Origin of the sequence: Pseudomonas sp. Z18(2022) (assembly GCF_036346535.1) — a bacterium.
Lineage (GTDB): Bacteria > Pseudomonadota > Gammaproteobacteria > Pseudomonadales > Pseudomonadaceae > Aquipseudomonas > Aquipseudomonas yamanorum_A.
Window position 1 is genome coordinate 870,424 of sequence record NZ_JAOTOA010000001.1, and the last position, 11,999, is coordinate 882,422.

Annotated in this window: 10 protein-coding genes and 2 pseudogenes; 4 read left to right on the plus strand and 8 right to left on the minus strand. The window is 62.5% G+C overall.

Annotated elements, in window-relative coordinates; genetic code table 11:
- Positions 1–50: 50 nt before the first annotated feature.
- The 4 genes from recR to dnaX form a co-directional block, all read right to left on the minus strand.
- Complete coding sequence (gene recR, locus V3W39_RS04015; protein ID WP_003219049.1) at positions 51–653, minus strand: recombination mediator RecR; 603 nt, start codon at positions 651–653, stop codon at positions 51–53.
- A gap of 65 nt (positions 654–718) precedes the next feature.
- Positions 719–1,753 carry an NADP-dependent oxidoreductase gene (locus tag V3W39_RS04020; RefSeq protein WP_177045725.1) on the minus strand — a complete coding sequence of 345 codons (1,035 nt, stop codon included), beginning with the start codon at positions 1,751–1,753 and terminating at the stop codon, positions 719–721.
- A gap of 288 nt (positions 1,754–2,041) precedes the next feature.
- Entirely contained in the window at positions 2,042–2,380 is a 339-nt protein-coding gene (locus V3W39_RS04025; protein ID WP_003193199.1) for a YbaB/EbfC family nucleoid-associated protein, read from the minus strand.
- Positions 2,381–2,423: 43 nt separating this feature from the next.
- The gene (dnaX, locus tag V3W39_RS04030) at positions 2,424–4,481 is read right to left on the minus strand and encodes a DNA polymerase III subunit gamma/tau (RefSeq protein ID WP_330212223.1); all 2,058 of its coding nucleotides are present in this window, start codon (positions 4,479–4,481) and stop codon (positions 2,424–2,426) included.
- Positions 4,482–4,614: 133 nt separating this feature from the next.
- On the opposite strand from dnaX, the gene V3W39_RS04035 reads away from it, so the two are divergent.
- A complete protein-coding gene (locus tag V3W39_RS04035; RefSeq protein ID WP_177045730.1) occupies positions 4,615–5,364 on the plus strand; it encodes a substrate-binding periplasmic protein in 750 nt (249 codons plus the stop codon).
- Between the two features lie 209 nt (positions 5,365–5,573).
- Here the strand turns inward: V3W39_RS04035 and V3W39_RS04040 are convergent, their stop codons facing one another.
- The 3 genes and pseudogenes from V3W39_RS04040 to V3W39_RS33720 form a co-directional block, all read right to left on the minus strand.
- Positions 5,574–7,265 (minus strand): putative bifunctional diguanylate cyclase/phosphodiesterase, encoded by a 1,692-nt coding sequence (locus V3W39_RS04040; protein WP_177075750.1) that lies wholly within the window; start codon positions 7,263–7,265, stop codon positions 5,574–5,576.
- An 18-nt stretch (positions 7,266–7,283) separates the two neighbouring features.
- Positions 7,284–7,775 (minus strand): annotated as a pseudogene (locus V3W39_RS33715) (methyl-accepting chemotaxis protein); the annotation flags it as partial.
- Positions 7,776–8,570: 795 nt separating this feature from the next.
- A pseudogene (locus tag V3W39_RS33720) lies at positions 8,571–8,999 on the minus strand (PAS domain-containing protein); the annotation flags it as partial.
- A gap of 310 nt (positions 9,000–9,309) precedes the next feature.
- On the opposite strand from V3W39_RS33720, the gene V3W39_RS04050 reads away from it, so the two are divergent.
- Both V3W39_RS04050 and V3W39_RS04055 read left to right on the plus strand, forming a co-directional pair.
- Positions 9,310–9,624 carry a helix-turn-helix domain-containing protein gene (locus V3W39_RS04050; protein WP_003219061.1) on the plus strand — a complete coding sequence of 105 codons (315 nt, stop codon included), beginning with the start codon at positions 9,310–9,312 and terminating at the stop codon, positions 9,622–9,624.
- Between the two features lie 147 nt (positions 9,625–9,771).
- Positions 9,772–10,143: a VOC family protein gene (locus V3W39_RS04055; RefSeq protein ID WP_330212225.1), complete on the plus strand. Its 372-nt coding sequence runs from the start codon at positions 9,772–9,774 to the stop codon at positions 10,141–10,143.
- Here V3W39_RS04055 and V3W39_RS04060 read toward each other — a convergent pair.
- Entirely contained in the window at positions 10,057–11,025 is a 969-nt protein-coding gene (locus tag V3W39_RS04060) for a DMT family transporter (protein ID WP_330212226.1), read from the minus strand. The two genes, V3W39_RS04055 and V3W39_RS04060, sit on opposite strands and share 87 nt — an antisense overlap.
- Before the next feature lie 97 nt (positions 11,026–11,122).
- On the opposite strand from V3W39_RS04060, the gene V3W39_RS04065 reads away from it, so the two are divergent.
- Positions 11,123–11,986 (plus strand): LysR family transcriptional regulator, encoded by an 864-nt coding sequence (locus V3W39_RS04065; protein ID WP_177045739.1) that lies wholly within the window; start codon positions 11,123–11,125, stop codon positions 11,984–11,986.
- The last annotated feature ends 13 nt before the right edge of the window (positions 11,987–11,999 follow it).

Here is an 11,999-nt window from a genome sequence, read left to right on the forward strand (position 1 = left end):
AGCCAGCTCCCACATCAAGCCCAGCTCCCACATGTCGTTCTGCGGTGTTTTTAGAGGGCGATCGGCTTACGCCCGGCAAATGAATGCGCCAGGGTTCCGCCATCCACCAGCTCCAGCTCGCCACCCAGCGGTACACCATGGGCGATACGCGAAGTGATCAGGCCCTTGTTGGTCAGCAATTGCGCGATGTAATGGGCTGTCGCTTCGCCTTCCACCGTCGGGTTAGTGGCCAGGATCACCTCGACAAAGGTCCCCTGCTCCTCGATCCGCGTCACCAGTTGCGGAATACCGATGGCCTCCGGCCCCAGCCCGTCCAGCGGCGACAGGTGGCCCTTGAGCACAAAGTAGCGCCCGCGGTAACCGGTCTGCTCCACCGCATACACATCCATCGGCCCTTCGACCACACACAGCAGCGTGTCGTCGCGGCGAGGGTCGGCGCATTGCGGGCACAGTTCTTCTTCGGTCAAGGTGCGGCACTGGCGGCAGTGGCCTACCCCTTCCATGGCCTGGCTCAAGGCCTGGGCCAGTCGGGAGCCGCCGCTGCGATCACGCTCCAGCAGTTGCAGCGCCATGCGCTGGGCGGTTTTCTGGCCCACACCCGGCAAAGTGCGCAGGGCGTCGATCAGTTGACGAATCAGGGGGCTGAAGCTCATGGGGAAAGGTCCGACAAAACAACGAGACGCGGTTTATACCCGCGCCCCGGATTAGCGTCAAATGCTCAATCTTGTGCGACGCGCACCACCAACTTGCCGAAGTTGCGCCCCTCCAGCAAACCGATAAAGGCTTCAGGTGCCTGCTCCAGGCCTTCCACCACGTCCTCGCGGAACTTGATCTTGCCGTCCCGCACCCACGGCGCCATGGCACTGAGGAACTCCGGCTGGCGGTCGCCATAGTCATCGAACACGATAAAGCCCTGGATCCGCACACGCTTGGTCAGCAAGGTACGTTGCAACGCAGGCAGCCGGTCGGGGCCGCTGGGGGCTTCGTGGGCGTTGTAGCCGGCGATCAGTCCGCACAAGGGAATGCGCGCCTTGGCGTTCAGCAGCGGCACGACCGCGTCGAATACCTTGCCACCGACGTTTTCAAAGTAGATGTCGATACCCTTCGGGCAAGCCTGGGCCAGCTCCTCGGCAAAGTTGTCGCCCTTGTGGTCGATGCAGGCATCAAAGCCCAGTTCTTCCACTACATAGCGGCACTTGTCGGCACCACCCGCCACGCCGACCACCCGCAGGCCCTTGATCTTCGCCACCTGGCCGACCACCGAGCCCACCGCGCCGGAAGCCGCCGCCACCACCAGGGTTTCCCCGGACTTGGGTTGGCCGATGTCCGTGAGGCCCATATAGGCGGTCATCCCGGGCATGCCCAGCACGCCCAATGCCATCGAAGGACTCGCCAGGCCCTTGGGCACCGGTATCAGGTTGCGGCCATCGGAGATGCTGTGGCTCTGCCAGCCGGTGGAACCGACCACCAGGTCACCCACCTCGAACTTGGGATTACGGGATTGCTCGATACGGCTGACAGCGCCGCCGGTCATCACCTCGTCGATTTCTACGGGCGCGGCGTAGGACGGTGCATCACTCATGCGCCCGCGCATGTACGGGTCCAGAGACAGGTAAAGGGTTTTCAGCAGGACTTGGCCGTCGGCCAGTTCCGGCAGCGCGACGCGTTCCAGGCGAAAGTTTTCCGGCACCGGTGCGCCGTGGGGGCGTGAGACCAGCACGATGCGCTGGTTTAGGGTCAATGACTCGGTCATCAGCGAGGCTCCTTCTATCGGTGATTGAATTCAACGGTATAGGGTGCAGACCCCAAGACAGGGTCCAGGGTTCGACAAAACTCCCGTAGCAGTTGTCGAGCGCCAGCGAGGCTACGTTAGCCGCACCGCCGTCTTCATGCCAGACGCGGGACCGAGTCGCTGCCGACGCAGCCTCGCTGGCGCTCGGCAGCTGCTACGGATGCGTATGCGTATGCGTATGCGGAAAATATTCAGCGCAAAAAAAATGCCAGGCACGGGGCCTGGCATCTTCAGTCGCGGGCTTGCCGATCAGAACGGCAGCTTCATACCCGGCGGCAGTTGCATGCCAGCGGTCACGCCGGACATTTTGTCCTGGCTGTTGGCTTCGATCTTGCGCACGGCGTCGTTGACGGCCGCGGCGAACAGCGCCTCGAGCATTTCCAGGTCGTCTTCGCCCACGCCCGGCAATACGCTTGGGTCGATGCTCACGCGCTTGATGTCGTGACGACCGGTCATCACCACGCTGACCATATCGCCACCGGCTTTACCGGTGACTTCGGCGTTGGCCAGTTCTTCCTGCATCTTGGCCATCTTTTCCTGCATCTGCTGCGCCTGCTTCATCAGGCCGGCCATGCCACCTTTCATCATGGGAATCACCTCAAAAGTACGTGGATCAATTATTGGCCCCGGCTTATGACGCCTGGGGAACCGGGGCTTCTACAGGTTCAATAGTATCGTGACGCACCACCGCGCCAAACTGCTCCATCATCTGCTGGATGAGCGGATCACCGTGGATCGACTCTTCAGCCTCGCGCTGGCGGTTGACCCGGCGACGGGACGCCGCCTGGGCCGGCGTTTCCTGCTCGGGCTTGATCAGCTCGATGCTGATGGTCAGCGTGCGTCCGTGGAACTGGTTCAGGGCATCGTTGAGCCGGCGCTGCTGGGTCGCGTTGAACAGGGCGCTGTGGGCCGGGTCCAGGTGCAGCAACCAATGGTCGCCATCGACGGCAATCAGCGTGCAGTTGGCGGCGATGCTGCCGGTCATGCCGGAAATCGGCAGTTTCGGGAACAGCTCCAGCCATTGCAGCGCCAGGCCGGTGGCCGGCATGGCAGCCGGTTCCGGCTCAGGCTCCGGGGCGGGCTCGGCGGTGTGCTCGCTGGCCAGGTCGTCCAGGTAGCTGTAGGCCGAGTCCATGTCCGGCTCGATGTAGTCTTCGTCCAGCGGCGGCTCGTCGTCGAGGTCGGCGCCCGGAGTGGCGGCGTCCACTTGAGCGACGGTTGGCTCCGGAACCGGGGCGGACACCCATTCGGGGGCGTCCGGCACCACGCTGTCCGGGGTCGGCGCTGGCATGGGTGTCAGTTCAGGCTGCTCACTGGTGGTTTCCAGCACTGGCTCGACGGCTGGCTGCAGCTCGACCTCGGCTGCTACCGGGTCATTCCACGGCAGATCGACTTCCGGCACGGGCGCAGGCTCAACCGCAGGCGTTGGCACCACCACAGGCGCCACCGGCTCGGCGACAACAGGGGCCGGTGCCGGAGCAACCGGCGCAGGCGGCGCAACCACTGGCGCGACAACAGCCGGGCCAGCCACTGGTTTGGCGGAATCAACTGTGGCCTGGCTGATCCCCACTGGCTTTAGCGGCTGTCTCGGTGCATCCGTCGTGTCGGCGGGCCTGAAGGCCAGCATCCGCAGCAGGACCATTTCAAAGCCGCCGCGCGGGTCGGGTGCCAGCGGCAAGTCACGCCGGCCAATCAGGCCCATCTGGTAGTAGAACTGCACATCTTCGGCCGGCAAGGCCTGGGCCAGGGCCAGCACGCGGTCGCGGTCGCCATGGCCGTTGTCGACACCCTCAGGCAAGGCCTGGGCGATGGCGACGCGGTGCAGCACATTAAGGATTTCCGAGAGCACGCCATTCCAGTCCGGGCCTTGCTCGGACAGGTGGCGCACGGCTTCGAGCAATGCCTTGGCGTCGCTTTCGATCAGTGCGTGCAGCACATCGAACACCTGGCCGTGGTCGAGGGTGCCGAGCATGGCGCGCACGTCGGCGGCCATGACTTTGCCTTCACCGAAGGCGATGGCCTGGTCGGTAAGGCTCATGGCATCACGCATCGAGCCGTCGGCGGCACGCCCCAGCAGCCACAGGGCGTCGTCTTCGAACGGTACGTTCTCGACGCCCAGCACGTGGGTCAAATGCTCGACCACCCGCTCCGGGGTCATGTTTTTCAGGGAGAACTGCAGGCACCGCGACAAAATCGTTGCAGGAAGTTTCTGCGGGTCGGTGGTGGCCAGGATGAATTTGACGTAGGGCGGCGGCTCTTCCAGGGTTTTCAACAGCGCGTTGAAAGAGTGGCTGGACAGCATGTGCACTTCGTCGATCAGGTAGACCTTGAAGCGGCCACGGCTGGGCGCGTACTGCACGTTGTCGAGCAGCTCGCGGGTGTCTTCGACCTTGGTGCGGCTCGCGGCGTCGATCTCGATCAGGTCGACAAAGCGCCCTTCGTCGATTTCCCGGCACACCGAGCACGTGCCGCACGGCGTCGAGGTGATGCCGGTTTCACAGTTCAGGCACTTGGCGATGATGCGGGCAATGGTGGTCTTGCCCACACCGCGGGTACCGGTGAACAGGTAGGCGTGGTGCAGCCGCTGGCTGTCCAAGGCATTGATCAGAGCCTTGAGCACATGGGTCTGGCCGACCATTTCGCGGAACGAGCGCGGACGCCATTTACGTGCAAGAACCTGATAACTCATCGAAAACCGTCGCAACTGGGAAGCGGAAGCGGGTAATGCTAGCGGAGCAAGGGGGAAATTGCATCCGGCACGCTCGTCTAATCTGACTAAGCTGCTCTAACCAAGCCTATAAAAGGCTGAACCCGGAGAGTTTATGCGCGCAGTCCTGGGCGCCTTGTGGATGATTGCCACGGTCAGCCTGGCGGCACCCGCACCCCTGCGTTTCTCCATTTCCGACAGCTGGACCATGCCCATGGTGCAACTCGACCAGGGCCAGCCGACCCAGGGCATTTTGTATGACGTGATGTTGAGCCTGGCAACTCAGGTCGGGCGCCCCGCAAAATTCCATGTGTTGCCCCGTGCGCGCATCGACACCGCCATGGAGCGTGGGGACGTTGATGTGCGCTGCTACGTGACACCCGCGTGGCTGAACAACCTGTCGGGCGATTACACCTGGAGCATCCCGCTGATGGTGCAACGCAATGTGCTGGCGACTGCCCACGTGCCGCCGCTGTCAGTGCGGCTGGACAGCCTTGCACCGCAACATATCGGCACGGTGCTCGGCTATAGCTACCCGCCCCTGGAACCGCGCTTCGCCAGCGGCCAGTTCACCCGCGACGACAGCCGCAGTGAGGAGCAGGTGCTGCAAAAGCTCGTGGCCGGGCGCTTCAAGTATGCGGTGACCAATGAATGGATACTCGACCGTTTCAATCAGCAACTACCGCCCACACAGCGCCTGCACACCGTGGCCGTGATCGAGGAGCAAAGCCTGGGCTGCTATGTGCGCAACGATCCGCAGGTGCCCGGGCAACAGATTCTGCGCACCTTGTTGCGCATGAAAATGTCCGGGGAGATTGATGAAATCATCCAGCTGTACACCGGGGACAGCGCCCCCGCCCCTTAAGATCATCTGATTTACTCTGTGGGGAGGGAGCTCCCTCTGGGGAGAGAGCTTGCTGTGGGGATGGAGCTTGCTGTGGCGAGGGAGCTTGCTGTGGCGAGGGAGCTTGCTCCCGCTGGAGTGCGCAGCGCTCCCAAAGATTTTGGGGCCGCTACGCAGCCCAGCGGGAGCAAGCTCCCTCGCCACAGCAAGCTCCCTCGCCACAGCAAACATCACTCGAGCTTTTGCCACTGCGGCGGCGGCGCAAATCCTTCGACCCAACCCGGCACCTCCCGCGCCGGCATCGGCCGGGCGATGAAATAGCCCTGGGCCACTTCGCAGCCCATGCGCATCAACAACTGCCCGTGCTCCAGGGTTTCCAGGCCCTCGGCGATGACTTCGCGGCCAAACGCCCGGGCCAGGCCAATCACCGCCTTGGTCAGCGCCAGGTCGTCCTTGTCGTGGAGGATGTCGCGCACAAACGACTTGTCGATCTTGATGGTCTGGGTCGGCAGGCGCTTGAGGTAGCTGAGGGAGGAATAGCCGGTGCCAAAGTCATCCAGGGAAAACTGCACACCCAGGGCCTGGCAGGCTTCCAGGTGCTGGGTGACGCGCTGGATATTATCGATGGCTACCGACTCGGCGATTTCCAGGTCCAGCCGGTGCGGCTCCACCTGCGGGTATTGCGCCAGCAAGTCTTGCAGCCGCTCGACAAAATCCTCGCGCTGGAAATGCCGCGCCGCGATGTTCACGCTCACCGCCCACCAGCGACCCTGCACCTGCCAGTGATGCATCTGCTCCAGCACCTGGGCGATCACCCATTCGCCGATGTCGACAATCAGGTCGGTCTGCTCGATCAGCGGCAGGAAATCCCCTGGCGTCACCAGCCCCCGCTCCGGGTGCTGCCAGCGCAACAACGCCTCGAACCCCACCACCGTGCCGCTGCGCAAGTTGACCTTGGGCTGGTAATGCAGGCACAGCTGCCCCGCCGCCAGGGCCTGGCGAATCTGCTCCACGGTCTGGTGGCTGGCCTTGACCTCCTGCTCCAGGGACACATCAAACAACTGGTAACGGTTACGCCCGCTCTGCTTGGCCACGTACATTGCCTGGTCGGCATGGCGCAGCAGGGTGTCGGCGTCCTCGTCATCCAGAGGAAACAGCGTGACGCCAATGCTGGCGAACACGTTCAGCTCCGCACCCTGGATCGAATACGGCTCGGAGATCGCCTTGAGGATGCGCAGCAGGGCCGCGTTCAGCTCGTCGATATCCCGCACGTAACGCAGGATCAGCACAAACTCGTCACCGGCCAGCCGGGCCACCACATCTTCGCCGCGAATGATCTCCCGCAGCCGCGTGGCCACCTCCACCAGCAGCAGGTCGCCGCAGGCATGCCCATAGCCGTCGTTGACCGCCTTGAAGCCGTCCAGGTCGAGCATGCACAGCGCCAGCGGGATGTCTTCGTTGCGGGAGAATTCCAGTGACTGGTTAAGCAACTCGGACAGGTAGGCACGGTTCGGCAAGCCAGTCAGTACGTCGTGGCCGACCCGCCATTGCAGGGTGTGCAGCAACTGGCGCTTTTCGCTGACATCAAAGCGGATCGACACGTACTTCTGCACCTGCCCGGTCTTCTCATCGAGCAGCGGCACCATGGTGCTGTCCACCCAATACAGGGTTCCATCCTTGGCCCGGTTGCAGATTTCCCCACGCCACACCCGGCCTTCGCTGATGGCTTGCCACATGCCCTGGAAGAACCCCGCGGGGTGCAGCCCAGAGCTGAGAATCCGATGGTTTTGCCCCAGCAACTCGTCACGCCCGTAGCCGGACATGGCGCAGAACTGGTCATTGACGTAAGTGATGCAGCCCGCCAGGTCAGTCTCGGAGAAAATGGCGGCTGCATCCACGGCCCTGCGGTATTTCTCGTCCATGAGTCAGGCTCACTGTGGCTAGCGGTTGAACCGCTCGACCAGGGCGCGCAACCCGGAAGAGATGCTTTCGAGTTCCCGGCCACGGGTGACTGCAGCGTTGGCAGTGCCCGCTGTCTTTTGCACCGTGGCGGCGACGTTATTGATCTGTTGTGAAACTTCCTCGGCGACGTGGGATTGTTCCTGTGAGGCAGCAGCCATTTGCTGACTCATGTCGGTAATTCGCTCCACCGCGTGGCGAATGCCTTGTAGCGCCTGTTGCGCCTCAAGCACTTGCTGCACACCCTGCTCGGCTTCGTGGATGCCCAGGCTTGCGATCTCGACCGCCTCATCGGCGCCGGCCCGCAGGTTCTGGATGATGCCCTGGATCTGCTGGGTCGACTCGCGCGTCTTGCCCGCCAGTGCGCGCACCTCGTCGGCCACCACGGCAAAGCCGCGGCCTTGCTCGCCGGCGCGGGCTGCTTCAATGGCTGCGTTGAGGGCCAGTAGATTGGTCTGGTCGGCGATCGCCTGGATCATGCTCGCAGCCACCTGGATCTGCTGGGTCTGCCCGGCCAGGTTGCCCACCGCCTGGTTGATCTGGGTGACGGTGCCGGCCAGCAACTGGATTGCCTCGCGGGAAGTACCGGCCACCTGGCTGCCCTGTTCGGCGAGGGTGTTGGCGGTGTGGGCTTCGCTGGCGGTTTGTTGCACGTGCACCGCCACTTCGGCGATGGACGCGGCCATCTCGGTCATGGCTGCGGCGGTCATGTCGGTCTCGGCGCGTTGCTCCAGCAGCGCCGACTCGGTGGTGCTCGACAGTACACTGGAGTGGGCCGCGGCTTCGGCCATCTGGTTGGCCAGGTCGCTGAGGCGCGTCAGGGCGGTTTTAAGCCGCGCCTCTTCGCTGATCAGGATCATTTCCAACTGCGCGGTGGGGCCCAGGGCGTCGCTGTAGGTCATGGCGCTGATGGGGTCGGAAAAGGCATTGGGTGTGTTCTGCACAATCCGCTTGAGCTGTAGCCCCAATCGCTGATGGCCCCAGATGCCTACCCCCAGAAACAATCCGACAGTCAGCGCCTGGGCCCAAGCGCCGGGGAACCATTGGAAGGCGGCAAGGCTGGCCACGGCGGCCGCCAGTGGCAAAGCCAAGGCCTGGGCCACGGGCGCCAGGCGTCGCAGCGGCGAGACCGCCGCCCCACCCGCCTGCAACCGTGCATACAGCGCTTCGGCGCGGCGCACCTGGTCGCGGGTGGGCTTGACCCGCACCGACTCGTAACCCGTCAGCCGCCCGTCTTCGAGAATCGGCGTCACATAGGCACTGACCCAGTAATAGTTGCCGTTCTTGCAGCGGTTCTTCACCACGCCCATCCAGCTGTGCCCGGCCTTGAGGTAGCTCCACATCAGCTGGAACACAGCGGGCGGCATGTCCGGGTGGCGCACCAGGTTGTGGGTGCTGCCGATCAGCTCCGCCTGGGTAAAGCCGCTCATGGCGGCAAACTCGGCGTTGCAGTAGGTAATGTGGCTGTTGACGTCAGTCGCGGAAATTAGCCGTTGCTGCTCCCCAAAAGTCTGTTCAACAGCAGTGACCGGCAAATTGAGACGCACGTTAAAGCTCCATGGACAGCATTCGATCGCTCGCTGGACCACCGGGTAGGCAGCACAGGCGTATTCGTATTTCCAGTCGGGCTGCGCCGTCGATCGGCTGATTGGCCGCAGAGGTACGCAAACCCACGATTTTGCACAGCAATTCACCATCCATTCAGTGATGATCAACTAGGCTTTAATTCGGGTATCCGGCACGTGAGGCGCAATGATGCGTGGCACTGACGAGCGACATTTCAGTCCCTGCCAAGCGTCCGTTTTGTGGGCACATTTATGAGAGTAAGGAGAAAGCAATGATTTCCTGTTTCATAAACCTGCCTTCTGAAACGAGACCACCAAATACTTGTCCTAGATGCCGATTCTACGAATTACATCACATTTTGCAAGAAAAGGTGATGGTACGTGCGGTTGTCTAATTTTAAGATTTATCGTTAAGTTCTTGATTCTAAATGGGAATTGAGCGATGCACATTTCAAGTTTGGGTCCAGCCATCAGACGTTACCGCAAGGTCGCAGGGCTTACTCAGGCTGAACTAGGTGAAAAAACCGGTTTTGACCCTAAAACCATCAGCCGCTTCGAAACCGGCACCTATACACCCAGCGTCGAGGCTCTGTTCTTGTTCGCAGAGGCGCTGGGAGTGAAGCTGAAAGTCTTTTTCGCAGATTTGGTCGACGAAGAGGAACAGCGCGCTTATCTGTTCGGTGTCATTCATAAAGCCACCCCGAAGGATCTGGGAAAGCTGATCGCAGCGGTAGACCAGGCCTTGTCCAAGCCTTAGAGCTCGTAACACAAGTGCACGCAATAAAAAGAGCAGGCAGCGCGACTGTCTGCTCTTTGCTGGATGACTCCTGACATGAACTGACAGGACAGCCCCTTAGACTAGGGACTGAGCCGCGCCATTGCTGCGCATTATCAGGGAGTCATCATGAATAGCATTGCCCATTACTTTTTGTTGTACGTCGACAGCCCGGCCACCAGCGCCAACCTCTATAGCCGGTTGCTGGACAAGCCTCCCGTGGAACTGGGGCCAACTTTCGCCCTGTTCATTCTCGACAACGGGGTGAAACTCGGCCTGTGGTCGCGCCACACCGTAGAGCCCGCGGCCCAGGCTACGGTTGGCGGTGGCGAGGTGGGATTCTGCGTCGCCGACGTGGCAACGGTCGATGAGCTGCACGCGCGCTGGGCGGATCTCGGGCTGAACATCATCCAGTCACCGGTCGAGGCGGACTTCGGCTACACCTTTGTCGCCCAGGATCCCGACGGTCACCGTCTGCGGGTGTTCACCGTGAACCCGTAGCGGCTTGCGGCGCCAGCGCCCTTCCAGGCTGATGGCGCCGACACTGGCCAGCACGATCAGGCCACCCAGCACCACCCGCAGCGAAACCTGCTCGCCCAGCAACGTGGCGGCCATCACCATCGCCACGGGTGGCACCAGGTACAACGCCACCGAAGCGCGGCTGACCTCCACATGCCGCAACACATAGGCCCAGGCCAGGTACGCCAGGGCGCTGGGAAAGGCGCCGAGCAACAACACCGCCAGGTTGGCTTGCGTCGATGATTGCGACACCACTGCCGGCAACCCCGGCAAATAGACACACAGCAGCAAAGTGCCCGACCACACGGTGTAGCACACGGTCGTCAGCGGGCTGTAGCGCCGCGAATAGTGTTTCTGGATCGTGAAGTACAGGCTCCACGACAGCGCCGCCACCAGGATCATCAAGCCACGCGGATCAATCTCGCCCAGGCCATGCTCGCCCCAGATCACCACCAGCACCCCGCTCAACCCCAGCAGCACGCAACCCCAGCGCCAGTTGGTGACGCGCTCCTTCAAGGCGAAAAACGCCACCAACACTGTAAACAGCGGAACCGACTGCGCCAGCACACTGGACGCGGCCGCCGTGACAAATTGCTGGCCGAAGTTGATGGTCAGGTGATGCAGGAAAATCCCGAAGAACCCCAGCACCAGCAGCCATGGCAAGTCCCGCAGACGCGGCCGCTCGATCCTCATGACCAATGCCACGCCGGCCATCAACACCGACGCAATCAGAAACCGCCCCAGGGCTAACTGCCCCGGACTGTAGCTGTGCAAGGCCATATGAATACCGATCGGCGAATACGCCCAACAGAGGATGACGCAGGCAGTGACTAGCGTAAGCTTTACAGGTGACGGGGTATTCATGAACGGCGTCCAGCAGTGGGAATGCCGTCAGTCTTGGCCCCGCCAAGGTGCAGGACAATTAACCGTTTCTGACTTCTGTAATCACTGGAACTGAGCGATGGAACTGGCCCAACTGAAAATGGTGAAAGCCGTGGCGCAAACCGGCAGCGTGGCCCAGGCCGCCCTGCAGTTGCACTGCGTGCCGTCCAACATCACCACGCGCATCAAGCAGCTGGAAAGCGAGTTGGGCACCCCGCTGTTCATTCGCGCCGGGCGCGGGTTGGCGATCAGTGCGGCCGGTGAGGTGTTTCTCGACTACTGCGAGCGCATCCTGGCGCTGGTGGAAGAGTCCAAGCGCGCCGTCGACAGCAACGCGATTCCCCGCGGCAAACTGCGCATCGGCGCGGTGGAATCCAGCGCCAGCGGCCGGCTGCCGCCCTTGTTGGCCGAATACCATCGACGCTATCCACAAGTGGAGTTGGAACTGGTGACCGGCGCCTGGGGCCAGCTACTCGATGACCTGCAACACCACCGCATCGATGCCGCGCTGGTGGCCGCCGGCGGCAAACGCGCGAAGCTTGAACAAAGTGTGGTCTACAGCGAGCGCCTGGTGCTGATCACCAGCGCTTCCAGCGCGCCCATCGAAGATGCCCGGGACCTGGCCGGCCGCACCCTGCTGGTCTGGCCGCCCGGCTGCCCGTACCGCGCCGCCCTGGAAAACTGGCTCAAGCCCCACGACATCAAACCGGCCATCGCCAGCTACGCCAGCTGGGGCACGATCATTGGCTGCGTCAGCGCGGGGATTGGCGTGGCGCTGGCGCCGGAAGGCATCCTGGCGCGCTACGAGCAGGCCAACCAATTGACGTCCTACCGCTTCGACGAGTTGGCGGCAGTGGATAACCTGCTGTTCTGGCACAAAGACACCCAACGCCACCTGGCGCGGGACGCATTTGCGGGGCTGCTGCGGGAAACATTCGGCTAACCCGTTGCAACAT